General features: G+C 70.1%; 26 protein-coding genes. 17 read left to right on the top strand and 9 right to left on the bottom strand.

Features of this window, described 5'->3' with window-relative positions; genetic code table 11:
* Positions 1-71: 71 nt before the first annotated feature.
* Positions 72-281 carry a hypothetical protein gene (locus AB0C26_RS01135; protein WP_360239537.1) on the bottom strand — a complete coding sequence of 70 codons (210 nt, stop codon included), beginning with the start codon at positions 279-281 and terminating at the stop codon, positions 72-74.
* Between the two features lie 9 nt (positions 282-290).
* Here AB0C26_RS01135 and AB0C26_RS01130 point away from each other — a divergent pair, with 9 nt between their 5' ends.
* The gene (locus AB0C26_RS01130) at positions 291-1,088 is read left to right on the top strand and encodes an FAD-dependent monooxygenase (RefSeq protein WP_360239534.1); all 798 of its coding nucleotides are present in this window, start codon (positions 291-293) and stop codon (positions 1,086-1,088) included.
* Here the strand turns inward: AB0C26_RS01130 and AB0C26_RS01125 are convergent.
* Positions 1,081-3,237, bottom strand: coding sequence for an elongation factor G-like protein EF-G2 (locus AB0C26_RS01125; protein WP_360239531.1), 2,157 nt, complete (start codon positions 3,235-3,237; stop codon positions 1,081-1,083). The two genes, AB0C26_RS01130 and AB0C26_RS01125, sit on opposite strands and share 8 nt — an antisense overlap.
* Positions 3,238-3,454: 217 nt before the next feature.
* Here AB0C26_RS01125 and pgsA point away from each other — a divergent pair, with 217 nt between their 5' ends.
* The 4 genes from pgsA to AB0C26_RS01105 are packed head-to-tail and all read left to right on the top strand — an operon-like array spanning position 3,455 to position 6,742.
* Positions 3,455-4,141, top strand: coding sequence for a phosphatidylinositol phosphate synthase (gene pgsA / locus AB0C26_RS01120; RefSeq protein ID WP_360239528.1), 687 nt, complete (start codon positions 3,455-3,457; stop codon positions 4,139-4,141).
* On the top strand, positions 4,138-5,001 hold the full coding sequence (locus AB0C26_RS01115) for a phosphatidylinositol mannoside acyltransferase (protein ID WP_360239525.1): 864 nt from the start codon (positions 4,138-4,140) through the stop codon (positions 4,999-5,001). The genes pgsA and AB0C26_RS01115 overlap by 4 nt, the downstream gene beginning before the upstream one ends.
* Positions 5,002-5,011: 10 nt before the next feature.
* A complete protein-coding gene (locus tag AB0C26_RS01110; RefSeq protein WP_360239522.1) occupies positions 5,012-6,154 on the top strand; it encodes a glycosyltransferase family 4 protein in 1,143 nt (380 codons plus the stop codon).
* A gap of 57 nt (positions 6,155-6,211) precedes the next feature.
* Positions 6,212-6,742: a hypothetical protein gene (locus AB0C26_RS01105; RefSeq protein ID WP_360243433.1), complete on the top strand. Its 531-nt coding sequence runs from the start codon at positions 6,212-6,214 to the stop codon at positions 6,740-6,742.
* A 955-nt stretch (positions 6,743-7,697) separates the two neighbouring features.
* On the opposite strand, the gene pdxS is transcribed toward AB0C26_RS01105, so the two are convergent.
* The 4 genes from pdxS to AB0C26_RS01085 all read right to left on the bottom strand — a co-directional run bounded on the left by pdxS (position 7,698) and on the right by AB0C26_RS01085 (position 9,847).
* Positions 7,698-8,594 carry a pyridoxal 5'-phosphate synthase lyase subunit PdxS gene (gene pdxS, locus AB0C26_RS01100; RefSeq protein WP_360239519.1) on the bottom strand — a complete coding sequence of 299 codons (897 nt, stop codon included), beginning with the start codon at positions 8,592-8,594 and terminating at the stop codon, positions 7,698-7,700.
* A 96-nt stretch (positions 8,595-8,690) separates the two neighbouring features.
* Positions 8,691-8,960, bottom strand: coding sequence for a flagellar biosynthesis protein FliQ (fliQ, locus tag AB0C26_RS01095; RefSeq protein ID WP_097324397.1), 270 nt, complete (start codon positions 8,958-8,960; stop codon positions 8,691-8,693).
* A gap of 66 nt (positions 8,961-9,026) precedes the next feature.
* Entirely contained in the window at positions 9,027-9,431 is a 405-nt protein-coding gene (locus AB0C26_RS01090; protein WP_360239516.1) for a VOC family protein, read from the bottom strand.
* Positions 9,428-9,847 (bottom strand): AraC family transcriptional regulator, encoded by a 420-nt coding sequence (locus tag AB0C26_RS01085; RefSeq protein WP_360239514.1) that lies wholly within the window; start codon positions 9,845-9,847, stop codon positions 9,428-9,430. The genes AB0C26_RS01090 and AB0C26_RS01085 overlap by 4 nt, the downstream gene beginning before the upstream one ends.
* A gap of 22 nt (positions 9,848-9,869) precedes the next feature.
* On the opposite strand from AB0C26_RS01085, the gene pdxT reads away from it, so the two are divergent.
* From pdxT to AB0C26_RS01070, 3 genes are all read left to right on the top strand, one after another.
* Positions 9,870-10,466, top strand: coding sequence for a pyridoxal 5'-phosphate synthase glutaminase subunit PdxT (pdxT, locus tag AB0C26_RS01080; RefSeq protein WP_360239512.1), 597 nt, complete (start codon positions 9,870-9,872; stop codon positions 10,464-10,466).
* Positions 10,467-10,483: 17 nt separating this feature from the next.
* Positions 10,484-11,236, top strand: a complete 753-nt coding sequence (locus AB0C26_RS01075; RefSeq protein ID WP_360239510.1) for a YebC/PmpR family DNA-binding transcriptional regulator — start codon at positions 10,484-10,486, stop codon at positions 11,234-11,236.
* Positions 11,237-11,392: 156 nt separating this feature from the next.
* The gene (locus AB0C26_RS01070) at positions 11,393-11,986 is read left to right on the top strand and encodes a Uma2 family endonuclease (RefSeq protein WP_360239508.1); all 594 of its coding nucleotides are present in this window, start codon (positions 11,393-11,395) and stop codon (positions 11,984-11,986) included.
* A 43-nt stretch (positions 11,987-12,029) separates the two neighbouring features.
* Here AB0C26_RS01070 and AB0C26_RS01065 read toward each other — a convergent pair whose 3' ends face one another.
* Positions 12,030-12,566: a hypothetical protein gene (locus AB0C26_RS01065; protein WP_360239505.1), complete on the bottom strand. Its 537-nt coding sequence runs from the start codon at positions 12,564-12,566 to the stop codon at positions 12,030-12,032.
* Positions 12,567-12,673: 107 nt separating this feature from the next.
* On the opposite strand from AB0C26_RS01065, the gene ruvC reads away from it, so the two are divergent.
* The 8 genes from ruvC to AB0C26_RS01025 all read left to right on the top strand — a co-directional run bounded on the left by ruvC (position 12,674) and on the right by AB0C26_RS01025 (position 21,784).
* The gene (gene ruvC, locus AB0C26_RS01060; RefSeq protein WP_360243430.1) at positions 12,674-13,243 is read left to right on the top strand and encodes a crossover junction endodeoxyribonuclease RuvC; all 570 of its coding nucleotides are present in this window, start codon (positions 12,674-12,676) and stop codon (positions 13,241-13,243) included.
* Positions 13,240-13,839: a Holliday junction branch migration protein RuvA gene (ruvA, locus tag AB0C26_RS01055; protein ID WP_360239503.1), complete on the top strand. Its 600-nt coding sequence runs from the start codon at positions 13,240-13,242 to the stop codon at positions 13,837-13,839. Before ruvC ends, ruvA begins: the two co-directional genes overlap by 4 nt.
* Positions 13,836-14,867 (top strand): Holliday junction branch migration DNA helicase RuvB, encoded by a 1,032-nt coding sequence (gene ruvB / locus AB0C26_RS01050; RefSeq protein WP_360239500.1) that lies wholly within the window; start codon positions 13,836-13,838, stop codon positions 14,865-14,867. The genes ruvA and ruvB overlap by 4 nt, the downstream gene beginning before the upstream one ends.
* A gap of 150 nt (positions 14,868-15,017) precedes the next feature.
* Positions 15,018-15,404: a preprotein translocase subunit YajC gene (yajC, locus tag AB0C26_RS01045; protein WP_360239497.1), complete on the top strand. Its 387-nt coding sequence runs from the start codon at positions 15,018-15,020 to the stop codon at positions 15,402-15,404.
* A 119-nt stretch (positions 15,405-15,523) separates the two neighbouring features.
* Positions 15,524-17,440, top strand: a complete 1,917-nt coding sequence (gene secD / locus AB0C26_RS01040) for a protein translocase subunit SecD (RefSeq protein WP_360243427.1) — start codon at positions 15,524-15,526, stop codon at positions 17,438-17,440.
* Position 17,441: 1 nt separating this feature from the next.
* Positions 17,442-18,632: a protein translocase subunit SecF gene (gene secF / locus AB0C26_RS01035; protein WP_360239494.1), complete on the top strand. Its 1,191-nt coding sequence runs from the start codon at positions 17,442-17,444 to the stop codon at positions 18,630-18,632.
* 64 nt (positions 18,633-18,696) lie between these two features.
* Entirely contained in the window at positions 18,697-19,236 is a 540-nt protein-coding gene (locus tag AB0C26_RS01030; RefSeq protein WP_360239492.1) for an adenine phosphoribosyltransferase, read from the top strand.
* Positions 19,237-19,342: 106 nt separating this feature from the next.
* Positions 19,343-21,784, top strand: a complete 2,442-nt coding sequence (locus tag AB0C26_RS01025; protein ID WP_360239490.1) for a bifunctional (p)ppGpp synthetase/guanosine-3',5'-bis(diphosphate) 3'-pyrophosphohydrolase — start codon at positions 19,343-19,345, stop codon at positions 21,782-21,784.
* 84 nt (positions 21,785-21,868) lie between these two features.
* Here AB0C26_RS01025 and AB0C26_RS01020 read toward each other — a convergent pair whose 3' ends face one another.
* Together AB0C26_RS01020 and AB0C26_RS01015 are read right to left on the bottom strand one after the other, a co-directional pair.
* Positions 21,869-22,714, bottom strand: a complete 846-nt coding sequence (locus tag AB0C26_RS01020) for a peptidylprolyl isomerase (RefSeq protein WP_360239487.1) — start codon at positions 22,712-22,714, stop codon at positions 21,869-21,871.
* Between the two features lie 32 nt (positions 22,715-22,746).
* The gene (locus AB0C26_RS01015; protein ID WP_360239484.1) at positions 22,747-23,607 is read right to left on the bottom strand and encodes a peptidylprolyl isomerase; all 861 of its coding nucleotides are present in this window, start codon (positions 23,605-23,607) and stop codon (positions 22,747-22,749) included.
* Between the two features lie 131 nt (positions 23,608-23,738).
* Between AB0C26_RS01015 and AB0C26_RS01010 the strand changes: the two genes are divergently transcribed.
* Entirely contained in the window at positions 23,739-24,437 is a 699-nt protein-coding gene (locus AB0C26_RS01010; RefSeq protein WP_360239481.1) for an MBL fold metallo-hydrolase, read from the top strand.
* Positions 24,438-24,445 lie beyond the last annotated feature (8 nt).

The raw sequence follows: 24,445 nt of genomic DNA, 5'->3' as shown, positions 1-24,445 counted from the left end.
GCTTACTGGTTGACCCGGCACGGGCGGCGGGTCGAGATCGTGGAAAGGGCGCCGGAACCGCGCGCCGGCGGCTACAAGGTCGACGTGCGCGGAGCGGCCAGCACCGTGCTCGGGCGGATGGGGCTGCTCGCGGCGGCGAAGGCGGCCGACACCGGGATGCGCCGGATCACGTACGTCAGCAAGCGGGGTAAGACGATCGCGGCGCTGCCGGCCGACCTGATCATGGGGCGGCGTGGGGACGACGTGGAGATCATGCGAGGGATCTGGGGCGGATCCTGCACGACGCGACCGTGGGGGAGGCCGATTACCGCTTCGGGGACGCGATCGCCTCGCTCGAGGACGGGCCGGACGGGGCCGACGTCACGTTCACCAGCGGGCGTGCCGGGCGCTACGAGCTGGTCGTCGGGGCCGACGGGCTGCACTCGGCGACCCGGCGGCAGGTGTTCGGGGAGGTGCCGCTGACCCACCTCGGCGGCAACATCGCCATCTTCACCACCGAGAACACGCTCGGGATCGACCGGGAGGAGATCATGTACGCCGAGCCGGGGCGCCTGATCTTCGCGTACGCCGCGGGCGGCCCGGCCCGAGTCGGAATGATCTTCGCGGGGGAACCCAAGAGCTCCATCGACGAAGCCTTCCGCGGCGGCGGCTGGCGCACGGCGGAACTGCTGGCCGCCATGCAGAAGGCCGGCGACCTGTACTTCGACTCGCTCAGCCAGGTCGAGGCGCCGCGATGGTCGTCGGGCCGGGTCGCGCTGCTGGGCGACGCCGCCCACTGCCCGTCACCCGCCTCGGGCCAGGGCACGAGCATGGCCCTGGTCGGGGCGTACGTCCTGGCCGAAGCGCTGGCCGAGGCCGGTGACCACACGGCCGCGTTCGCCACGTACGAGAGCCGGATGCGCCCGTACGTGGCCAAGAACATGGCGTTCGGCCGCCGGATGGTCAAGGACATGGTGCCCGGCGGCAGCTTCGCCATCGCGTTCCGCAACTACGGCATGCGCACCCTCAAGTACCACCCGCGCAAGGAGCAGGTGATCGAGAGGGTGCTGGCGCCCCTGCGCGAGGCGGCCACCGCGATCGCTATTTAGAGCTGTGATCCTTGCGTACGGCCTCGGCCAGGTGCGACGGCATCGGCTCGTGCCGGACGTACGTGCGGGTGAAGGTGCCCGAGCCCGACGACAGCGCCCGCAGCTCGACCGCGTAGCGGACCAGTTCGGTGGCCGGCACCTCGGCGCGGACCAGGCTGTGGTCACCGTCGTTGTCGGTGCCGAGCGGGCGGCCGCGGCGGCCGGACAGGTCGCTCATCACCGGGCCGACGTAGACGTCGGGCACCCGGACCACGATCTCGTCGATCGGCTCGAGCAGGGTCACCTGGCCCGCGCCGGCCGCCTCGCGCAGGGCCAGCGCGCCAGCCGTCTGGAACGCGGCGTCCGACGAGTCGACGCTGTGCGCCTTGCCGTCGTGCAGCGTGACCCGCAGGTCGACCACCGGGTAGCCGGCTACCAATCCGCGTTCGAGCTGCGCCCGTACGCCCTTCTCGACCGACGGGATGTAGTTGTGCGGCACCGCGCCGCCCACCACCTTGTCGACGAACTCGAAGCCGGAGCCGCGGGGCAGGGGCTCGACGGTGATGTCGCAGACGGCGTACTGGCCGTGGCCGCCGGACTGCTTCACGTGCCGGCCGTGCCCCTTGGCCGGGCAGCCGAAGGTCTCGCGCAGCGGCACCTTCACCGGCTCGGTGTCGAGCTCGACACCGCCGGAGCGCAGCCGGTCGAGCACCACGTCGGCGTGTGACTCGCCCATCGTCCAGAGCACCAGCTGGTGCGTGTCGGCGTTGCGTTCCAGGCGCATGGTCGGGTCGCCCGCGACCAGCCGGGCCAGGTTCTTGGCCAGGGCGTCCTCGTCCGAGCGGGACTTGGCGACCACGGCGATCGGCAGCAGCGGCTCGGGCATCGACCACGGCTCCATGAGCAGTGGCTGGTCCTTGCCGCTGAGCGTGTCACCGGTCTCGGCGCTGCCCGACTTGGTGATCGCGCAGATGTCGCCGGCGATGGCGTACGGGACCTCGCGCAGCTGGGCGCCGAGCGGCGAGTAGACGTGGGCGACCCGCTCGTCCGCGTCGTGGTCGGGGTGGCCGCGCTCGGCCAGGCCGTGGCCGGAGACGTGCAGGACCTGCTCGGGGCGCAGGGTGCCGGAGAAGACCCGGACCAGTGAGACCCGGCCCACGTGCCGGTCGATGGTGGTCTTGACCACCTCGGCCACCAGCGGGCCGTCGGGGTCGCAGGTGATCGGCGGCCGCGGCGAGCCGTCCACGCCGGTGACCACCGGCGGCTCGTGTTCCAGCGGCGACGGCGCCCCGGTGACCAGGCCGTCGAGCAGCGCGTCGAGGCCCACGCCGGTGCCCGCGCAGACCGGGATGACCGGGTAGAAGTTGCCCCGGGCGACCGCCTTCTCCAGGTCGGGGACCAGGGTGGCGGTGCTGATCAGCTCGCCGCCGAGGTAGCGGTCCATGAGGGTCTCGTCCTCGCTCTCGGCGATGATGCCCTCGATCAGCGCGTTCCGGTCGTCGGAGATCGGGTTGAGGTGTTCCCGCTCGGCCTCGCGCTCCTTCGGCGGGTAGCCCTCGGAGTAATCCAGCACCCGCAGCGTGACCAGCCCGATCAGGCCGACGACGGACTGGCCGTCGTCGCCGAGCATGGGCTGGTAGATCGGCATCACGTTCTCGCCGAACTTCTCCTGGCAGTCCTCGAGGGTCTGCTCGTAGTCGGCCCGCGGATGGTCGAGCCGGGTGATGGCGACGGCCCGGGGCATGCCGACGGCGGCGCACTCCTCCCACAGGGCGGCGGTGGCCTCGTCGACGCCGTCGACGGCCGAGACGACGAAGAGCGCGGCGTCCGCGGCCCGCAGGCCGGCGCGCAGCTCCCCGACGAAGTCGGCGTAACCGGGCGTGTCCAGGAGGTTGATCTTGGTGTCGTGGTAGCTGAGCGGCGCGCAGGACAGCGACACCGAGCGCTGCTGGCGGATCGCGGCCGGATCGTGGTCGGACACCGTGGTGCCCTCGGTCACCGAGCCGGCCCGCGAGATCGTGCCGGTGGCCGCCAGCAGGGCCTCGACCAGGGTCGTCTTCCCCGAGCCGGAGTGTCCCACCAGCACCACGTTGCGTACTCTGCCGGGCTCGGTCACCACCGGCGCCGTGGCGCCGTTGAGCCCCTTCTCCGAGGAGGTCTTCTGCGCCATTGCGGCCCTTCCCGTCCGTTTCATGACTGTTACGAGCCTGTTTGTAAATCCCACACCCAGCGGTGTGTGACTGGCAACCCTTTGTAGTTGGCGCCTTTCGACAAGAGGCCTTCAGGCATTTTAAGGGCGGCGGCGGGGCGGCCGGATGGGGACGATACGGCCACGGTGGCTTGCCGAGGCGCCAGGACCCCGGCCTCGCCGATAAGGTGGTCAGGCCATGGCAAAGATCGTCCAAGTTCCCGCGCGCGCCGTAGTCGCCTACGGCGTCAACCCGACCGCACGCTTCCTGCTGCGCATCGGGGTCACGCCCAACGCCGTCACCATCGCCGGCACCATCGGTGTGCTGATCGGCTCCTACTTCGGCGCGAGGGGTCACCTGTTCTGGGCGACCTGGATCGTCACCGCCTGCGCGCTGACCGACGTGCTCGACGGCACGATGGCCCGCATGCGCGGCGGCGGCGGCAAATTCGGCGCCCTGCTCGACTCGTCGATGGACCGGATCGCCGACGCCGCCGTCTTCGGCGCTGTCGCGTTCTACCTGGCCGGCGAGGACAACCCGTACGGCGGAATGATCGCCGCTCTGATCAGCCTGGCCGCCGGCCAGGTCGTCTCGTACGTGAAGGCGCGCGCCCAGAGCCTCGGCCTGAACGCCGACGTCGGCATCGCCGAGCGTCTCGAGCGGCTGGTCATCGTCGGCATCGGCGGCCTGCTCGGCAGCGCCGGGCTCGACTGGGGCCTGCCGGCCGCGCTGTGGGTGCTGGCCGCCCTGTCCATCGTCACGATCTTCCAGCGCCTGGTCTCGGCGAGCCGCTCCGACCTGCCGGCCGGCGCGCGCACCGAGCCGACAGTGGCCGACTCGCCGGTCGCCGTCCCGCCGGTCGACCCCAAGGATCCGGCTGCGTGAAAGACGGCCTGATCGAGTTCGGCTACGCGGCCGGGTGGCGGCTGGTCCGCGCCCTGCCGCTGCCGGTGGCGCGGCGCCTGTTCACGGCCGCGGCCGACCGGGCGTACGGCAAGAACGGTCCCGGAACCCAGCGCCTGCGCCGCAACCTTCAGCAGGTCGTGCCGGACATGCCCGACGAGCTGGTGCGCGACGGCCTGCGGTCGTACGCCAGGTACTGGATGGAGGCCTTCCGGCTGCCGTCGCAGACCAGGCAGCAGTTCCTGGACGGCTTCGCCATCTCCGCCGAACACTACGACTGGCTCAAGACGGCGATGTCCGACGGCAACGGCGTGGTCCTCGCGCTGCCGCACGTCGGCAACTGGGACGCGGCCGCGGCGTGGGTCGTCTCCAACGGCTGGCCCATGGTCACCGTGGCCGAGCGGCTCCAGCCCGAGGGCGTCTTCCAGCAGTTCGTGGCCTATCGCGAGAAGCTCGGCATGGAGGTGCTTCCGCTCACCGGCGGTCAGCGCCCGCCGCTCGACGTGCTCGCCGAACGTCTCCAGCAGGGCTTCGCGGTGTGCCTCCTCGGCGACCGCGACCTCTCGCGGAGCGGGGTCGAGGTCACCTTCTTCGGCGGCCGTACGAAGATGCCGGCCGGCCCGGCCATCCTGGCCATCCGCACCGGCGCGCCACTGTTCGGCGTCGACCTGTCATTCACGGACACCCAGACGGTCGCCGTGCTGCGGCGGGTCACCCCGCCGACGGACGGGCCGTTGGACGTACGGGTCAAGCAGACCACCCAGATGCTGGCCGACGCCTACGCCGAGGGCATAGCCGAGCACCCGCAGGACTGGCACATGCTGCAGAAACTGTGGCTGTAGGGAGAGTGCCATGCGGATCGGGATCGTCTCGCCCTACTCGTTCGACGTGCCCGGCGGCGTGCAGAACCACATCATGGACCTCTCCGAGGCCCTGATCGGTCTCGGGCACGAGGTGTCGGTGCTGGCGCCGGCCGACGAGGACGCGGACCTTCCGCCGTACGTGGTCCCGGCCGGCCGGGCGCTGCCGCTGCCCTACAACGGCTCGGTCGCCCGGATCGCCTTCGGCCCGGTCTCGACGGCCCGGGTACGGCGCTGGCTCAACAAGGGCCAGTTCGACGTGCTCCACGTGCACGAGCCGATGACGCTCAGCCTGTCGCTGCTGGCCGTGCTGTCGGCCCGCGGCCCCGTGGTGGCCACCTTCCACACGGCGATGACCCGCTCCCGGGCCCTGTCCGCCGCCCAGGGCCTGCTCCAACTGGTCGTCGAGAAGATCACGGCCCGGATCGCGGTCAGCGAACTCGCCCGCAAGGTTCAGGTGGAACACCTGGGCGGGGGAGCGGTGGAGATCCCGAACGGGGTCGCGGTGGCCAAGTTCGCCGGCGCCGAACCCATGGACGGCTGGCCCGGCGACGGCGGCACGCTCGGCTTCCTGGGCCGCTTCACCGAACCCCGCAAGGGCTTCGAGCTGCTGCGCTCGGCCTTCGTGACGCTCGCCGCCCGCCGGCCCGGCCTGCGCCTGCTGGTCGCCGGCCCGGGCGACCGGGACGACCTGTACGGCCCGATCCCGGCCGAGCTGCACGACCGCGTGACCTTCCTGGGCCTGGTCTCGGAGGCCGACAAGGCGCGCATGCTGCGCAGCGTCGACGTGTACGTCGCCCCGAACACCGGCGGCGAGAGCTTCGGCATGATCCTCACCGAGGCGATGGCGGCCGGCACGGCCATCGCGGCCAGCGACCTGGACGCCTTCCGCCGGGTCCTCGACGGCGGCCGGGCCGGCGCGCTCTTCCCGACCGGCGACGCCTCGGCCCTGTGCGGCCTGCTCGACCAGCTGCTGGACGATCAGGAACGCCGCGCCGCCCTGTCGGCGGCGGCGAGCGTCGCGGTCGGCGCCTTCGACTGGCCGAGCGTGGCCCAGCGGGTGCTGGAGGTGTACGCGACGGCCATCGAGGCCACCGACGGCCGTGTGATGGACGACGAGCCGTTCACTTCCTGAGTCTCGGCTGTGACGGGCCGGACATGCCCTAACATGCGCAAGCGCCGGGGCACTACCATTCCCGCCATGTGGTGGGTCCTGGCAGTCGTAGCGGTGGTCGCACTGCTGACGGCATATCTGGGCTGGACCGCCCACCGGGTCGAGCGCGTCCACGTGCGGGCCCAGTCGGCCGAGCGGGCCCTCGACGCCCACCTGATGCGCCGCGCCGCCGCAGCCGCCGTGGTGGCCGAACACGGCGACCACGTGGAGCTCTACGCCGCGGCCCGCCTGGCCCTGGACGCCGCCCCCGGCGACCGCGAGTCCGCCGAGAACGACCTGACCCGCCAGCTCAACGCGGTCCAGGTCGACGAAACCGACCCGGCCGCCCGCACCTTGACCGCGACAAGCCGCCGCGTGGTCCTGGCCCGCCAGGTACACACCGACACGGTCCGCGACGCTCTGACGGCCCGCCGCCGCCTCCTGGTCCGCGCCCTGCGCCTGGCTCGCCGTTATCCCCGCCCTCAGTACTTCGACATCGAAGACCCAGCCCTGCCCCTGGCAGCGGTCCCGGCCCCCGCCGCCCCACCGGTCCCCCTGGAAGCGGTCTAACCCACCCCGCGGACGGGCATCGCCCCAGCGGCCCCGTGGAACCTAATCCACCCTCCGCGCGCGGCATCCGCCCCAGCGGTCCTGTGGAAGCTGTCCACCCTCCGCGCGCGGCATCCGCCCCAGCGGTCCTGTGGAAGCTAATCCACCCTCCGCGCGCGGCATCCGCCCCAGCGGTCCTGTGGAAGCTGTCCACCCTCCGCGCGCGGCATCCGCCCCCAGCGCCCTCGTGCGGGCGCCCCCTGCTTCCTGCGTCAGCGCTGGTCCGCTCTTCTCTGCGTAAGCGCTGGTCTGCTCTTCTCTGCGTAAGCGCGCGTTCGCTCTGCTGCGGAGCGCCCGCCTGCCCATACTCGCCGCCCTTCTTCCGCGCGCCGAGACGGCATTCTGTTTACCGCTCGCGCACAACCTCTAAGTGAGATTTGTCCGTACTTATGAGGACTTGGCAGGTTGGGCTCGGCGGGAGCGAGCGCTGCGGAGGGGCTACGAGAGCTGCTGAGCGTGTCGGGGCGCCGTGAGGATTGGCTTGCCGAGGGGCGCGGAAGGGGGAGTCGTGGGGCATGGCGCGGGAGGGGTCGACAGTGGGCGCTGGGGTTGGCGCGGGAGCGGCTGGAGGTTGGAGCGTGGGAGTGGGGTGGGCGCTGGGGTTGGCGCGGGAGCGGCTGGAGGTTGGAGCGTGGGAGTGGGGTGGGCGCTGGGGTTGGCGCGGGAGCGGCTGGAGGTCGGAGCGTGGGAGTTGGGTGGGCGCTCGGGTCGGCGCGGGGGCGGTCGCGGTCGGAGGTGGCGGGAGCTGGGCGGGTTGGGGTTGGCGCCGAACCGGCCGGAGGGCGGTGCGGAGAAGGAGTTGCAGGGAGGCCGTCGCTGCGGCGGGGGCGGTCAGGGTTTGGCGGAGCGGTGTGTGTGCGTACCGCTGGAAGAGCGTGACCTGACCGCCCGGGCTTGCGAAGGCGCCGGCGGGGAGTTACCAGCCGCGTTCGGCTAGGCGGTGGGAGACGGGGACGTCGTCGACGTTGATGCCTACCATGGCCTCGCCCAAGCCTCGGGAGACCTTGGCCAGGACGTCGGGGTCGTCGTGGAACGTGGTGGCCTTGACGATGGCGGCGGCGCGCTGGGCCGGGTTGCCCGACTTGAAGATGCCGGAGCCGACGAAGACGCCCTCGGCGCCCAGCTGCATCATCATGGCGGCGTCGGCGGGGGTGGCGATGCCGCCGGCGGTGAACAGGACGACCGGGAGCTTGCCCAGTTCGGCTACCTCTTTGACCAGGTCGTACGGGGCCTGGAGCTCCTTGGCCGCGACGAACAGCTCGTCCTCTGGGAGAGTCTGCAGGCGGCGGATCTCCTGGCGGATCTTGCGCATGTGGGTGGTGGCGTTCGAGACGTCGCCGGTGCCGGCCTCGCCCTTCGAGCGGATCATGGCGGCGCCCTCGGTGATGCGGCGCAGGGCCTCGCCCAGGTTGGTGGCGCCGCAGACGAACGGGGCCGTGAAGTTCCACTTGTCGATGTGGTTGGCGTAGTCGGCCGGGGTCAGCACCTCGGACTCGTCGATGTAGTCGACGCCGAGCGACTGCAGGATCTGCGCCTCGACGAAGTGGCCGATGCGGGCCTTGGCCATCACCGGGATGGAGACGGCGTTGATGATGCCGTCGACCATGTCGGGGTCGGACATGCGGGAGACGCCGCCCTGCGCGCGGATGTCGGCCGGTACGCGCTCGAGGGCCATGACCGCGACCGCGCCGGCGTCCTCGGCGATCTTCGCCTGCTCGGGGGTGACGACGTCCATGATGACGCCGCCCTTGAGCATCTCGGCCATGCCGCGCTTGACGCGGGCGGTCCCGACGGCGGGCTTGTTGTCGGACATGGGAATCGGCTCCTCACGCAGGGATGTCGGTGCCGAGAAGCGTAGGCAGCGGCCGGGGATCGGACGATGGCCAATCGACCCCCAGGTGGCCTGCTGTCACGCCAGCAGCTGCGGGATCCGGGCGAAGAGCTGCTCGGTGTACGTGATCATCTCGTGCAGCATCCAGTTGCCGGAGAACAGCAGGGCCGCACCGACGGCGGCGGCCTTCGGGACGAACGAGAGCGTCGCCTCCTGGATCTGGGTGACCGACTGGAACAGCGAGATGGCGAAGCCGACGACCAGCGCCGTGATCAGCGTCGGCGCGCACATCTTGGCCGCGATGGTCATCGCCTGCAGGCCCAGCTCCACGATCATCGTGTCGGTCATACCCTGCTGTTCGGGCCTTGCCGGGAGCGCGCTGAGTGCGGGACGGTTGCGAAACGGTTAGAACGCTCAGGTTCGCGGCTCGACGAGCACCAGCCAGTTGCCGGTGTTGTCGCGCATGACGGCCTCGACGCCGTACGGCCGGTCGGAAGGCTCTTGAAGGAAGACCACGCCCGCGGCGCTGAGTTCGGCGTACGTCTTGTGACAGTCGTCCACGCGCAGGCCGAGGCCGCCGATCTGACCCGACTCGAGCTGCTTGCGCACGAGATCGGCGGACTCCGGTGACAGGGGCGGGCCCGGCACCATGAGGGTGACCTCCAGTTCGGGCTGGGCCGGATGCGCGATGGTGACCCAGCGGAACTCGCCGAGCATGGTGTCGACGCGCGGCTCGAAGCCCAGGTGCTCGACGTAGAAGTCGCAGGTGGCGTCCTGGTCGAGGCAGTAGACCGTGGTCAGCGAGATGTTCAGAATCATGGGCTGACGCTAGGCCCGGTGTCGCCGGCCGCGCTTCTCCCCGATTGCGGTATGACGCCGCGCATGAACAGATAGCAGCCCGGAATGTGGGGATTGTCGGTGGCGTAGCGGCGCTGGTAGGCGGCCGGGCTCTCGCCGACCAGCTCGGTGAAGCGCGAGGAGAACGAGCCCAGGGACGAGAAGCCCACGGCCATGCAGACCTCGGTGACGGTCAGGTTGGCGTGGCGCAGCAGCTCCTGGGCGTGCGCTATGCGGCGGCGGGACAGGTAGTGGATGGGTGTCACGCCGTACGCCGACCGGAACGCCCGTACCAAATGAAAGCGCGACATGCCCGCCAAGCGCGACAAATCGCTCAGCCTGATCTGGTCGGCGGAATGCCGGTCGATGTGGTCGCGCACCCGGCGCAGGGCGAACACGCGACGAGCCTAAGCTTGCCCGGTGAACATCGGAGTGCTGGCCCTGCAGGGCGACGTGCGCGAACACCTGGCCGCGCTGGCCGAGAGCGACGTCCTGGCCCGGCCCGTCCGGCGGCCCGAGGAGCTGGCCGACGTCGAGGCGCTGGTGATCCCCGGCGGCGAGTCGACAGCCATCAGCAACCTGGCCGTGGCGTTCGGGCTGCTCGACCCGATCCGCAAGCGGATCGCCGACGGCATGCCCGTCTACGGCTCCTGCGCCGGCATGATCATGCTGGCCTCCACGGTGCTCGACGGACGGAAAGACCAGGAGTCCTTCCAGGGGATCGACATGACCGTGCGGCGCAACGCGTTCGGCCGGCAGGTCGACTCGTTCGAGGCCGCGGTGACGATCGAGGACATCACCGGCGACGATTTTCACGCTGTTTTCATCCGCGCGCCATGGGTCGAGGAGGTCGGCGACGACGTGCGGGTGTTGGGCCGCGTGAGCGACGGACCCGCCGCCGGTAGGATTGTCGCCGTTCGGCAGGGCAACCTGCTCGCCACGGCTTTCCACCCGGAGCTCACCGGCGATCTTCGCGTCCACCGGTACTTCGTCGAGATGGTCCGCCAGGCCGCCTGACAACACGGAGGTTTTGCATGTCCGGCCACTCCAAGTGGGCGACGACCAAGCACAAGAAGGCCGTCATCGACGCCAAGCGCGGCAAGATGTTCGCCAAGCTCATCAAGAACATCGAGGTCGCGGCCCGCACCGGCGGTGGGGACCCGGCGGGCAACCCGACCCTCTACGACGCCATCCAGAAGGCGAAGAAGAGCTCCGTCCCCAACAACAACATCGACAACGCGGTCAAGCGGGGCTCCGGCCTCGAGGCCGGCGGCGCCGACTGGCAGACGATCATGTACGAGGGTTACGGCCCCAACGGCGTGGCCCTGCTCATCGAGTGCCTGACCGACAACCGGAACCGCGCGGCCACCGAGGTGCGGACGGCCCTGACCCGCAACGGCGGCACGTTCGCCGACGCCGGCAGCGTGTCGTACCTGTTCAACCGCAAGGGCATCGTGATCGTGCCGAAGGCGGGCCTGAGCGAGGACGACCTCATGATGGCCGTCCTCGACGCGGGCGCCGAGGAGATCAACGACCTGGGCGACTCCTTCGAGGTCGTCAGCGAGCCGACCGACATGGTGGCGGTCCGCACGGCGGTCGTCGACGCCGGCATCGAGTACGACTCGGCCGAGTCCTCCCTGGTCCCCACGATGACCGTCCCGGTCGACGAGGAGGCCGCCCGCAAGGTCTTCAAGCTGATCGACGCCCTCGAGGACTGCGACGACGTCCAGAACATCTTCGCGAACTTCGACGTCAGCGACGAGGTCATGGCCGCCATCGACGCCTGATATCGCATCCGGGAAACGGGGCCTGGTCGCTTGGCGACCGGCCCCGTCTCCTTTTGGCACTCCTGGTCCGATGACATCTAGTCGTGAGACCAGTATCGTCCATGGCGACGGATCGATCGGTTCGTCGCCATCGGCGTCTTGATGGGCAGGTCCACCATGGTGATCACGCTCGAAGCGGATACGCTGACCGGCGAGGGGGTGTCCGTGATGACCAGCATTTCTCTGCCGCCGATCGAGGACCTCGACGTCGACGACCTGGCCTCGTTGCCCGAGGGCTACCGATACGAGTTGCGCGGGGGAAATCTCGTCATCATGACGCCTTCCAGCTTCTGGCACAAAGAGTTGGCGTGGCGCATCTGTACGATGCTGCGCGCGGCCGGAGCCAAAGCCTTCGAGGATCCTGGCGTCCGCGGGAAGTTGCCCCGGGACTGCCGTCTTCCCGACGTTGGCGTGGTCACCACCCTGCCGTCGGGGCTGCAGGAGGTTTCGAGCCTGCCGGGATCGTCCTACAGCCTGGTCGTCGAAGTCGTGTCGGAGCGGTCACCGAACGGTGAGTACACCGAAAAGGCTGCTTGGTATGCGGAGCAGGGCATCCCTGAGTACTGGATCGTGGATCAGGCCGAGGGGCGCCCCGACGACGACGGGCTCGTACACATCCACCGCCTGACATTGACCGGTGACGTGCCTGCCTACATCCGGGAACGCAATGTCCTTCTCGCCGAGCTCGAGTCCGAGTACCGCACCCGTTGAGTCGGCGCAGGACAATGTCCGAGGTCGATGCCTAATCGCGTGCTCAAGGCGTGGTGGAGATCGAGGTCATGAATTGGATCATTGCGGCTATCAGGAGGATGCCGCCGACTATGAGGCGGCCGGCTCGGTGCCACAGCTGGCGGCGGTAGGCCTGGACCCACGCTATGCCGGCGTCGGCGGTGGCCTCCACGCCTGAGCGGTGCGTGTCGGGGAGCAGGTCGGCCTTGCGCAGGGCCAGGGACGCCGTGGGGCCCGAGCGGCTGTAATAGGCCGGCGGTGGGGGGATCACCCGTACGTCCACCTCGTAGAACTGGTCGTCTCGCCACTGTTTTGTCCTCGTGGCCAGGCGGTGGGTCATGTAGTCGGCGGCGGCCTGGGGGTGGCCCAGCAGGCGGCGGCGCCAGAGCAGGCGGCGCCAGTGGCAGGCCACGTCGGCCAGGACGTCCATGTACAGGTGGGCGGCCTCGCGGTCGCCGCCGACCAGGCGCAGCGTCTCGCGGCGCAGGTCGTTGACGTGCAGGGCGACGAACGTGACGTAGTCGGGTGGTGGCTCGTCGTCCATGGGCGGCACGAGATACATGGGGCTCACCCCCTCCACTGCCATCGTCGGGGCGTGTCGCTGCCGGGCGCAAGTGGCGGCCGTACTAGGGTGTCGAACACACGTACGTGAGGCAGGGGAGGTCCATGGTGCGCGTGCTCGGCATCGACCCGGGGCTCACACGCTGCGGAGTCGGAGTCGTCGAGGGCATGCCGGGCCGTCCGTGCAAGCTGGTCGCCTACTACGTGGTCTACTCCGAGCCCGACGACGACATCGCTCTGCGGCTGCTGCATCTCGACAAGTCGCTCGGTGAGCTCGTGGCCGAGCACCAGCCCGAGAGCGTTGCCGTCGAGCGGGTGTTCTCGCAGCACAACGCGCGGACCGTGATGGGCACCGCCCAGGCCAGCGGCGTCGCCATTCTCTCCGGGGCGCGGGCCGGGCTGCCCGTCGAGACCTACACGCCGAGCGAGGTCAAGGCCGCCATCACCGGGTCCGGTACGGCCGGCAAGGCGCAGATGACCGCGATGGTGACCCGGCTGCTCGGGCTCGACGCGCCGCCGAAACCGGCCGACGCGGCCGACGCGCTCGCCATCGCCATCTGCCACATCTGGCGCGGCGGCACCCGCGCCCGTATCCAGGCGGCGGCCGTCGCCGCGGCCACCAAGGTGGCCGCCCAGCGGGCCGCCGCGCAGAAACTCAAGGGGGGAACCCGCCGATGATCGCCAGTGTGCGGGGGGTCGTGGCCGCCATCGCGGCCGACAGCGCCGTCATCGAGGTCGGCGGGGTCGGCCTGCAGCTGCACTGCGCGCCGGGGACCCTGGCCGGGCTCAAGCCGGGAGCCGAGGCGCGACTGGCCGCCAGCATGGTCGTACGGGAAGACTCGCTGACCCTTTACGGTTTCGCCGACGACGACGAGAAGCACCTGTTCGAGCTCTTGCAGACGGCCAGCGGCGTCGGTCCCCGCCTCGCCCAGGCCGTGCTGGCCGTGCACTCGCCCGAGACCGTCCGCCGGGCTCTCGCCGGTGGTGACCTGGCCACCCTGACCCGGGTTCCCGGCATCGGCAAGAAGGGCGCCGAGCGCATGGTCCTCGAGCTGCGCGACAAGATCGGCCCGATGCCGATCGCCGGCGAGAACGGCACCATGCTCAGCGGCGCCTGGCAGGAGCAGGTGCGCCAGGGTGTGCTCGCGCTCGGCTGGTCCGCTGCCCAGGCCGACCAGGCCGTGGCCGCGGTCGCCGAGTCGATCGACGGTGAGGTTCCGCCCGTTCCGCAGCTGCTGCGCCAGGCGATCAGGCTGCTGGGCAAGACCCGATGAGCGATCTCGTCTCGGCCGACGCGGGCGACGAGGATCTCGACGCCGAGGCCAGCGTCCGGCCGCGCCGGCTGGCCGAGTTCATCGCCCAGCACCGGGTCCGTGACCAGCTCGACCTGCTGCTCAAGGGCGCGATGGGCCGCGGCGCGCCGCCCGACCACATCCTGCTGTCGGGGCCGCCCGGCCTCGGCAAGACCACGCTGGCCAACATCGTCGCGGCCGAGCTCGGCACCGGCATCCGCACCACCAGCGGCCCGGTGATCGAGCGCAGTGGCGACCTGGCCGCGATCCTGACCAGCCTCGCGCCGGGTGACGTGCTGTTCATCGACGAGATCCACCGCATCGCCAAGCCGGCCGAGGAACTGCTCTACAGCGCGATGGAGGACTTCCGGGTCGACGTCGTGGTCGGCAAGGGCCCCGGCGCCACCGCCATCCCGCTCGACGTCGAGCCGTTCACCCTGGTCGGCGCGACCACCCGGGCCGGCCTGCTGTCCGGCCCGATGCGTGACCGGTTCGGCTTCGTGGCCCACCTCGACTTCTACTCACCGGCCGATCTGGACGCTCTGCTGCACCGCTCGGCTCGCATCCTCGGCGTGCCGATCACCGAGGAGGGGGCGGCCGAGATCGCCGGCCGGTCGCGGGGGACACCGCGTATCGCAAACCGTCTCCTTCGGCGCGTTCGGGACTTCGCCGAGGTACGCGCCGACGGCGTGGTGACCGAATCCACAGCCCGTGACGCCCTCAAGGTGTACGACGTGGATGAGCTGGGCCTCGACCGTCTCGACCGGGCCGTGCTGCGGGCGCTGATCGAGTCTTTCCGGGGCGGGCCGGTCGGTTTGTCCACCTTGGCGGTGGCGGTCGGCGAGCAGTCTGACACCGTGGAGGAGGTGTGCGAGCCTTTCCTGGTGCGGGCCGGGCTTCTGGCCCGTACGCCGAGAGGCCGGGTCGCCACCGAAGCGGGTTGGGTGCACCTGGGAAAGACGCCCCCGTCGGGCGTGGTCCAAGGGGATTTGTTCGCACGCGACGCGTGAGAGATTCCTCGTAATGCGAACGTGATGTGTGCCGCATTCGGACTTCCCAGGTTGACCGATTAGACTCGCCGCCGTTCCAACCCGGGATGTGTTTATCGCCCCGGTCACGCGCACGGGCGCGTCGCCGGCGGCCTACGGAAGGCTTTTTTGGTGATTCAGGCAGCCGAGGCATCGGGTGGTGGCAGCTTCACGCCGCTGCTTCTCATCGTCCTCCTCTTCGCCGTCATGTACTTCCTGATGATCCGGCCGCAGCAGAAGCGCCGCCGCGAGGCGCAGCAGATGCAGAACGCGCTGGGGCCGGGCGACCGGATCGTGACGATCGGTGGCCTGCACGGCACCGTGGTCTCGGTCGGCGACGACGTCGTCCACCTCGAGATCGCCGACGGCGTCGAGGTGCAGTTCGCGCGCCCGGCGATCGCCCGCGTCGTCTCGCAGGCCGACGCGCCGGTGGAGACCGGCGTGATCGAGGAGGCCGCCGAGCCCGCCGTCGAGGAGCCGGTCGCCGACCCGATCGTCGACACGCGTAAAAAGGACTGACAGTTCACTCCGGCGGGCCGGTCCAGACGGGCCGGTCCGTCAGGCCGCGCGCGGCCACCAGATTCGGACATTAAGACACAGGGAGACCGAAAGCCGTGGCACGACCACCACAGGGACAGATGCATCCCGGACGGCAGCTCGCCGTGCTCGGCTTCATCTTCGTCGTTCTGTATCTGCTGGTCTTCTTCGCGGGTGGCGCGAGTGGCAGCTTCACCGACCGGTTGCACCCGAAACTGGGTCTCGACCTGGTCGGTGGCACGCAGGCCACCTACATCGCCTCCGTGCAGGGCGGCCAGGTGCCGTCCAAGGAGAGCATGGAGCAGGCCCGCGGGATCATCGACCAGCGCGTCAACGCGCTCGGCGTCTCCGAGGCCGAGGTGGTCATCCAGGGTGACCGCAACATCGTGGTCTCCCTCGCCGGTAAGGCCGACGACCAGCTCAAGGACCTGTCGCAGGCGGCGCAGATGCGCTTCCGCCTGGTGATCGGCGCGACCGGCGACGTCTCGACGGTGGCGCTGAACCCGCCGACCGCGACGCCGGCCCCGAGCGCGTCCGGCAGCGCCAAGCCGAGCGCCGGCTCCAGCGCCAAGCCGGGCGCCGGCTCCAGCGCCAAGCCGTCGACCCCGGCGAAGGCTCCGGCCGCCTCCAACAGCCCCTCGTCCGGTGGTCAGGGTGGCGGCGAGGTCGTGAAGGCCCCGACGCCGACCCCCACGCCGTCCGCCTCGGCGAGCGCGAGCGCGAGCCCGAGCCCGAGCGCCGCCGCGACGCCGCCGGCCACGGCCGACGAGAAGGCGCTGCTGGCCGAGGTCCAGAAGAAGGTCGGCACCGCCGTCTGGGCCGCCGCGAGCAAGCTGACCGCGCCGGTCGACCTGAGCACCGACCCCAACGCCGGCAAGGCGTACGCCCCGTTCGCGAAGCTCAGCGGCGACGAGGTCAACGTCCTCACCCCGCAGATGCAGATGTACGTGCCGACCGTCGGCTGCCCGCAGCTCGACGCCCGTCCCAACGGCGCGATCGACAACAAGGACAGCCAGGTCGTCGCCTGCTACAACGGCGGCAAGATCCTGATGGACAAGGCGTCGGTCGTCGGTGACGACATCGACAAGGCCAGCCCGCAGCTCGACCAGCAGACCGGCCAGTGGGTCGTCTCGCTGGACTTCAAGAGCGAGGGCTCGACCAAGTGGGCCGCGCTGACCCGGCAGGCCTTCGAGGCCACCTCGTCGGCGCCCTGCTACACCGCCGCCACGGCGATGTACGGCTCGATCGAGCACTGCGCCGTCGCGGTCGTGCTCGACAAGTCGGTCATCTCGGCCCCGCAGATCCAGGGCGTGCTCACCGGCACCTCGCAGATCACCGGCCAGTTCAACGCGAAGAGCTCCAAGGAGCTCGCCGACCAGCTGAACTTCGGCGCGCTGCCGGTCACCTTCAGCTCGGGCCCGGCCCAGACCGTCTCGGCCACCCTCGGCACCCAGCAGCTGCAGGCCGGTCTGATCGCGGCCGCGATCGGCATGGGCCTGGTGGCGATCTACGCGTTCTTCTACTACCGCCTGCTCGGCTCGGTCATCTTCCTGAGCCTGCTGCTGTCCGGTCTGCTCACCTTCGGCGCCCTGGTCTTCCTGGGCCGGACGGTCGGCTTCACCCTGACCCTGGCCGGTATCGCCGGATTCATCGTGTCACTAGGTGTCGCGGCCGACTCGTTCGTCATCTACTTCGAACGGTTGAAGGACGAGATCCACGAGGGCCGCAGTCCACGCAGCGCGGTGCCACGGGCCTGGGCCCGCGCCCGCCGTACGATCATCTCGGCGAACACGATCACGATCCTCGCCGCCGTGGTGCTGTACATCGTCTCGGTCGGCGCGGTGCAGGGCTTCGCCTTCGCACTGGGCGTCGCGACGGTGCTCGACCTGGTCGTGGTGTTCCTCTTCCGTCACCCGATCATGACGATGTTCGCCAGCACCAAGGCGTTCCTCTCGCCGCGCGTGAGTGGTCTCGGCCGCGTGCTGCGCCGCGCTCCGACCGACGTCAAGGAGGCCTGACATGGCCAGCCAAGGTCTTGCCGCCCGGCTCTACGCGGGTGAGGCCAATGTCAACATCATCGGCCGGCGCAAGCTGTGGTTCACCATCGCGGCCGTGCTCGTGCTGATCTCCATCGCCAGCATCGCGGTCCGCGGGTTCCACCTGGGCATCGAGTTCGCCGGCGGCACGTCGTTCAGCGTGCCGGCCACGACCGGCAGCACGACCTACACCGAGGACGAGGTGTCGGACGCGGTCGATCGGGCGATCAAGTCGGTCGACCCGGCCGCCAAGGTCGTCTCGTCGCAGACGCTCGGCAGCACCGGCGGTGGCGGCGACACGTACACCGTCCGGGCCTCGACGCTCACCGCGGCGCAGGCCGAGCAGGCCAAGACCGCGCTGGTGAGCGACCTCAAGCTCGACGCCACCAAGGTCAGCGACGACCAGGTCTCCGCGGCCTGGGGTGGGCAGGTGACCCGGCAGGCGCTGCTCGGTCTGATCATCTTCCTGATCGTCGTCATGATCTATCTGATCATCCGGTTCGAGTGGCGCATGGCGGCGGCGGCCGTCTCCTCGCTCCTGCTCGACCTGATCTTCACGGCCGGCGTGTACTCGCTGGTCGGCTTCGAGGTGACGCCCTCGACGGTGGTCGGCTTCCTGACGATTCTGGGTTATTCGCTGTACGACGTGGTGGTCGTGTTCGACAAGGTGCAGGAGAACACGCGGGGCATCACCGCGAGCAGCATCCGCACCTACAACGAGGCGGCCAACCTGGCGGTCAACCAGACCCTGATGCGCTCGATCAACACCGGTCTGGTGGCCCTGCTGCCCGTCGGCGGCCTGCTGTTCATCGGCGCCGGCCTGCTCGGCGCGGGCACGCTCAAGGACCTCGGCCTGGTGCTGTTCGTCGGCATGGGCTTCGGCGTCCTCGCCTCGATCATGTTCGCGGCGCCGCTGCTGACCGTGTTCAAGGACCGCGAGCCGAAGATCAAGGCGCACACCGCCCGGGTCCTGGCCCGGCGGGCCCAGGCCAAGTCCGGCGACGTGGCCCGCGGCGAGCGCGCCGGCCGCCAGTCGAACCTGACCGAGTCGGACGAGGCCCCGGCCCTGGCGTCCTCGGCGCCGCGTCCCGGCGCCCGGCCCACGGCCAAGCGCAGCACCGGCGGTAACGCCAACCGCGGTCCGGGCAACCGGCCGGGCGGCAAGCGCCGCTGACACGTCGGCACAGAAAAGGGCGGCCCGGTCGGGCCGCCCTTTTCGTTGTGAAAGGCTTGCCCCCGTGACAGACCAGCACACCGACCTGGCCGCCGTCGTCGAGAGCGGCACCGTGGACGTGCCCGACTTCCCCAAGCCGGGTGTCGTCTTCAAGGACCTCATGCCGCTGTTCGCGGACGGGCCGGCGTTCCGCCGGGTGATCGACGGGATCATCGCGCACCACGGCGCGGACAGTTTCGACGTCGTGGCCGGCGTCGAGGCCCGCGGTTTCGTGGTGGCCGCGGCCATCGCCTACGCCACCGGGACCGGCGTGGTGCCGGTGCGCAAGGCCGGCAAGCTGCCGCGCAAGGCCCTGTCGGCCTCGTACGAGCTCGAATACGGTGAAGCCACCCTCGAGGTGCACGAGGACGCGTTCATCGCCGGACAGCGCGTCCTGGTGGTCGACGACGTGCTCGCCACGGGCGGTACGGCGACCGCCGCGCTGGAGCTGGTCGAGCGGGCCGGCGGCACGGTCGCCGGCTTCACGGTGCTCATGGAGCTGGCGTTCCTGAAGGGCCGGGAGCGGCTGCGCCCCCGTACGGTGCACGCGCTCTTGACCGTCTGATTCTTTTCTCGGGCTTCGGCCGGGTTATCGGGGAAGAGGGTGCGGGTAGGATGGCGTTCCTAACCAGGTGAACCAACCCACTATTGACGAGGGTGTGAGGAGGCCGGTGTCCAGCGACGTCGCCCCTCCGGCGGAGGGCACGGTGCAGCCGACCGAGAACACACGGACCGGTGCGGACGCTACGGCGCCCGCTGTCGAGTCACAGCCTGACGGCCCCCGGCCGGCCGTTCCCGCGGCCGACGCCGAGGCCACCCAGCCGCTGCCCGGGGGTGAGGAAAGGTTCGGCCTGGCCAGCGCGCCCACCGGGCGCCGGGTCCGGGCCCGTCTCGCGCGCTTCAACGCGCCGTGGCAGAGCACGCAGGTCAGCGAGGTTCTCGAGCCGCTGATCGCCACTCACCGGGCGAGCCACCCCAAGGCCGACGGGCGCATGCTCCAGCGCGCCTTCGACGTGGCCGCCCGCTGGCACTCGGGTCAGTACCGCAAGTCCGGCGACCCCTACATCACGCATCCGCTCGCGGTGGCGACGATCCTGGCCAACCTCGGCATGGACACCACCACCCTGGTCGCGGCCCTGCTGCACGACACGATCGAGGACACCGACTACTCGCTCGAGCAGATGAAGGCCGACTTCGGCGCCGAGGTGGCGCTGCTGGTCGACGGCGTCACCAAGCTCGACCGGGTCAAGCTGGGCGACGCGGCCAAGGCCGAGACCATCCGCAAGATGGTCGTGGCGATGGCCAAGGACCCGCGGGTGCTGGTCATCAAGCTGGCCGACCGGCTGCACAACATGCGCACCCTGACCTTCCTGCCCCGTCCCAAGCAGGAGCAGAAGGCCAAGGAGACGCTGGAGATCCTGGCCCCGCTGGCCCACCGCCTCGGTATGAACACGATCAAGTGGGAGCTCGAGGACCTCGCCTTCGGCACGCTGTTCCCGAAGCGGTTCGAGGAGATCAACCGCCTCATCGGCGAGCACCAGCCGCAGCGTGAGGCGCTGCTGCGCCAGGTGACCAACCGGGTCTCGCTCGACCTGAAGTCCGCGAAGATCAAGGCGGAGACCACCGGCCGCCCGAAGCACCTCTACTCGATCTATCAGAAGATGATCGTGCGGGGCCGGGACTTCAACGACATCTACGATCTCGTCGGCGTCCGCATCCTGGTCGACACGGTCCGCGACTGCTACGCCGCGCTGGGCGTCATCCACGCGAACTGGCAGCCGGTGCCGGGCCGGTTCAAGGACTACATCGCGATGCCGAAATTCAACATGTACCAGTCGTTGCACACCACGGTCATCGGCCCGACCGGCAAGCCGGTCGAGATGCAGATCCGCACCTTCGCCATGCACCGCACGGCCGAGTTCGGCATCGCCGCCCACTGGAAGTACAAGGAGCAGAAGGGCGCGACGATCGTCGGCCCGCCGGCGCACATCGACGAGATGACCTGGCTGCGGCAGCTGCTCGACTGGCAGCGCGAGGCGAGCGACCCGTCGGAGTTCCTCGACGCGCTGCGGTTCGACCTGTCGAGCCAGGAGGTGTACGTCTTCACGCCCAAGGGCGACGTCATCCCGCTGCCGACCGGCTCGACCCCCGTCGACTTCGCGTACGCGGTGCACACCGAGGTCGGGCACAAGTGCATCGGCGCCCGGGTCAACGGCAAGCTGGTCCCGCTCGAGTCGACGCTGTCGAACGGCGACGTCATCGAGATCTTCACGTCGAAGTCGTCGAACGCCGGCCCGACGCAGGACTGGCTCGGCTTCGTCAAGAGCCCCCGGGCCCGTACCAAGATCCGGCAGTACTTCAACAAGGAGCGCCGCGAGGAAGCGATCGAGGTCGGCAAGGAGGCGATCGTCAAGGCGATGCGCAAGCAGGGCCTGCCCCTGCAGCGCATGCTGACGAACGAGAACCTGACGACCATCGCCCGCGACCTGCACCTGCCCGACGTGGCCTCGCTGTACGCGGCCATCGGCGAGAACACGGTGAGCGCCCAGTCCGTCGTGCAGAAACTCGTCGCCGGTTTCGGTGGCGAGGAGGGCGCGGTCGAGGACATCGCCGAGACCGCCGTCGCCACCCGCCCGCCGCGTAACCGCAGCACCGCCCAGGACCCGGGCGTGGTGGTCAAGGGTGTCAGCGACGTGTGGGTCAAGCTGGCCCGCTGCTGCACCCCGGTGCCGGGCGACGCGGTCTTCGGCTTCGTCACCCGGTCCGGCGGCGTCAGCGTGCACCGGGAGGACTGCGCCAACGCGGAGGACCTGCGCGAGCAGGAGGAGCGCGTGGTCGAGGTGACCTGGAAGCCGACCAGCGCGTCGACGTTCCTCGTGGCCATCCAGGTCGAGGCGCTCGACCGGCACAAGCTGCTGGCCGACGTGACCCGGGTGCTCTCCGAGGAGCGGGTGAACATCCTGTCGGCGACCGTGACCACGACCCGCGACCGGGTGGCGGTCAGCCGGTTCACGTTCGAGATGGCCGACCCGAAGCACCTGGGCCACCTGGTCGCCGCGGTGCGCAAGGTGGACGGTGTGTTCGACGCGTACCGGGTCACGTCCGGCGCCTGACTTCGCCACAGACGAGAACGGCGGAAATTGACCGAAGAGCCCGAGGGAATCCCCTCGGGCTCTTCTGTCGCGTTGTGCGGAATGTCAGGCGGCCGCCATGGTGAGCGACTTGATGTCGATCTCCTGCTTGGGGTGGCCGTCGCCCTGGCCGTTGGCGTTGTCACTGCCGGCCTTGGCCACCTTCTGGACGATGTCCAGGCCCTTCGTCACGGTGCCGAGCACCGTGTACTGCGCGGGCAGCGAGGCGGCCGCGATGTCCCCGTACACCAGGAAGAACTGGCTGCCCGTGGTGCCCGGCTGCTGGGTACGGGCCATGGCCAGGGTCCCGGTCGGGTAGGTCGGGTCCTTGCCGACCGGCAGGTTCTCCTCGGGGTACTCGAAGTTCGGTCCGCCCGAGCCGTCGGTCTGGCGGTATCCCTTGCCGGTGGCGAAGGGGTCGCCGCACTGGAGGACCTTGATGCCCTCGGTCACCAGGCGGTGGCACTTGGTGTTGTCCCAGAACTTCTTGCTGGCGAGGAATTCGAACGCCGCCGCCGTGCAGGGCGCCTTGGTCTTGTCGACAGTGGCCGAGATCGTCCCGAGGCTGGTGGCGATGTTCATGGTGTCGGTGCCGGTGTTCGGCACGGTGGCCGGGGGAGTGCCGCCGACATCCTTGATCTTGGCGCCGGTCGACGTGTCCGTGTTCGGCGTCCACGTGCAGGCGACCTGGCCGGCCGGCACCGGGCTGGCCGACGACGTGCTCTTCTTGTCGTCCTTGTTGAGCTGGGTGACGACGAGCACCGCGGCGCCGGCGATCAGCACGACCGCGATCGCCGAGCCGATGATGGCCTGGCGCTGCCGGCGCTTGCGGGCTGCCGCGGCGCGCTCGGACATCTCCTTCTCGAGCCGGGCCCGCGCCGCCGCGCGCTGCCGGTCCTTGATCGACGACACGGTGTTCCTCCTGCTGTGTTCGGCCGTGGGGATTAAGACTGAGTGCTCGCCGACGGAGACGGGGCGGTGGCCTCGTCGCCGACAGTCAGGCTCTTGATGGTGATCTTCTGCTTGGGCTTGACCTTGTCGCCGGTGGCGTTCGCCACCGTCTCGATCTTGCTCATCTTCGTCACCGTCTCGAGGCCGCCGGCCACCGTGCCGACGATCGAGAACTCCGGCGTGGCCGGGCTGTAGTCCTTGGCGAAGATGAGGAACTGGCTGCCGTTGGTGCCCGGCGGGTCGCCGATCAGGGCGACGGTGCCCTTCGGGTAGAGCGGCGCTTTCCCGGCCGTGCCGGTGGAGGCCGACGGGCTGGGCTCGGGCGCGGACGGCACGTTCTCGTTGTAGACGCTGTACGTCGGGCCGCCCTGGCCGGTGCCGCTCGGGTCGCCGCAACGGATCGCCCCGTACGTGGTGATCTCGTGGCAGTCGGTGTTGTCGTAGAACTTCTTGCCCGCCAGGAACGCCAGGCTTTCCGCACCGCAGGGCGACAGCGTGTTGTCGAGACTGACCTTGATCGGGTCACCCTGGTTGGTGGTGATCGTCATGGTCCGCGTGCCGGAGGTCGGGATGTCGGTCGTGGGCGGGGTGCCGACGTCCTTGAGGTTGGGGTTGGCGGTCGCGCTCTGCGGCGTCCACGCGCAGATGTCCTCGGCCGCCGTGGTCTCGGCGTCGTCGGAGTCGAAGGCCCCGCCGGCCCAGGCGATGCCGGCGACGATGAGCAGGACCGCGACACCGGACCCGACGCCCGCGAGCATGCGGCGTCGGCGGCGCTCCTTCACGGCTCGCCGGGCCATCTGCCGATCGAGCTTCGCCCGCGCCAGCTTGCGCTGCCGGTCCCTGCTGGATGCCACCGAAACCTGTCCTTCCTACGACCCTTGTCACACGCCCGCAAGAGTGTACGGGTACCTCCTGGGAAAGTGGTGTGCGACCGCCGGGCTACTCTCGTTACGATTTCGCTCTAATCTGTGAGAGAGGGGCCGTTGTGCTCGTCACCGGCTTTCCGGCCGATGCCTTCGGCACCAATTGCTACGTCGTGGCCACCGGCCCCGGCGAGCAATGCCTGATCGTCGATCCCGGCATCGGTGTTCTCGACCGCCTCGACGAGGTGCTGGCCGAGCACCGGCTGCACCCGGCCGCGGTGCTGCTCACCCACGGCCACCTCGACCACACCTTCTCCGTCGCGCCGGTGTGCGGCGCGCGCGGCATCACGGCGTACGTGCACCCGGCCGACCGGGAGATGCTGGCCGACCCGTCCAAGGGCCTCAGCATGGACCTCAATCAGCTGTTCGGCGGCCGCATCGAGTACTCGGAGCCCGAGGACGTCGCCGAGCTGACCGACGGCGCCACGCTGTCGCTGGCCGGCCTCGAGGTGACCGTCGACCACGCGCCGGGCCATACCGGCGGGTCGGTGCTGTTCCGACTGCCCGGCGCGAGCTCCACGTGGGACGCGGACCAGGTCTGCCTCTCCGGGGACGTCCTCTTCGCCGGCTCGATCGGTCGCACCGACCTGCCGGGCGGCAGCACCGAGACGATGCTGGCCAGCCTGCGGGACAAGATCCTGCCGCTGGCCGACGACACCGTCGTCCTGCCCGGCCACGGACCGGCCACGACCATCGGCCGCGAGCGCGCCCAGAACCCCTACTTGCGGGAACTGGCTGACGCACCGCGCCGTGGTCTCTGAAGACTTTT

The sequence above is a fragment of the Actinoplanes sp. NPDC048796 genome, from assembly GCF_040650035.1.
Classification (GTDB): Bacteria; Actinomycetota; Actinomycetes; order Mycobacteriales; family Micromonosporaceae; genus Actinoplanes.
Note: the sequence above shows the minus strand (reverse complement) of the source record. Positions and strands in the feature narration are given on the sequence as shown.

Excerpts from the sequence above, each read along its gene's own strand:
- pdxS (WP_360239519.1), bottom strand. The coding sequence starts at position 8,594 with ATGTCCGACAACAAGCCCGCCGTCGGGACCGCCCGCGTCAAGCGCGGC.
- AB0C26_RS01125 (WP_360239531.1), bottom strand. The coding sequence starts at position 3,237 with ATGGCGCAGAAGACCTCCTCGGAGAAGGGGCTCAACGGCGCCACGGCG.
- ruvA (WP_360239503.1), top strand. The coding sequence starts at position 13,240 with ATGATCGCCAGTGTGCGGGGGGTCGTGGCCGCCATCGCGGCCGACAGC.
- ruvB (WP_360239500.1), top strand. The coding sequence starts at position 13,836 with ATGAGCGATCTCGTCTCGGCCGACGCGGGCGACGAGGATCTCGACGCC.
- secF (WP_360239494.1), top strand. The coding sequence starts at position 17,442 with ATGGCCAGCCAAGGTCTTGCCGCCCGGCTCTACGCGGGTGAGGCCAAT.
- secD (WP_360243427.1), top strand. The coding sequence starts at position 15,524 with ATGCATCCCGGACGGCAGCTCGCCGTGCTCGGCTTCATCTTCGTCGTT.
- fliQ (WP_097324397.1), bottom strand. The coding sequence starts at position 8,960 with ATGACCGACACGATGATCGTGGAGCTGGGCCTGCAGGCGATGACCATC.
- AB0C26_RS01110 (WP_360239522.1), top strand. The coding sequence starts at position 5,012 with ATGCGGATCGGGATCGTCTCGCCCTACTCGTTCGACGTGCCCGGCGGC.
- AB0C26_RS01070 (WP_360239508.1), top strand. The coding sequence starts at position 11,393 with ATGGTGATCACGCTCGAAGCGGATACGCTGACCGGCGAGGGGGTGTCC.
- AB0C26_RS01090 (WP_360239516.1), bottom strand. The coding sequence starts at position 9,431 with ATGATTCTGAACATCTCGCTGACCACGGTCTACTGCCTCGACCAGGAC.
- AB0C26_RS01065 (WP_360239505.1), bottom strand. The coding sequence starts at position 12,566 with ATGTATCTCGTGCCGCCCATGGACGACGAGCCACCACCCGACTACGTC.
- pgsA (WP_360239528.1), top strand. The coding sequence starts at position 3,455 with ATGGCAAAGATCGTCCAAGTTCCCGCGCGCGCCGTAGTCGCCTACGGC.
- AB0C26_RS01075 (WP_360239510.1), top strand. The coding sequence starts at position 10,484 with ATGTCCGGCCACTCCAAGTGGGCGACGACCAAGCACAAGAAGGCCGTC.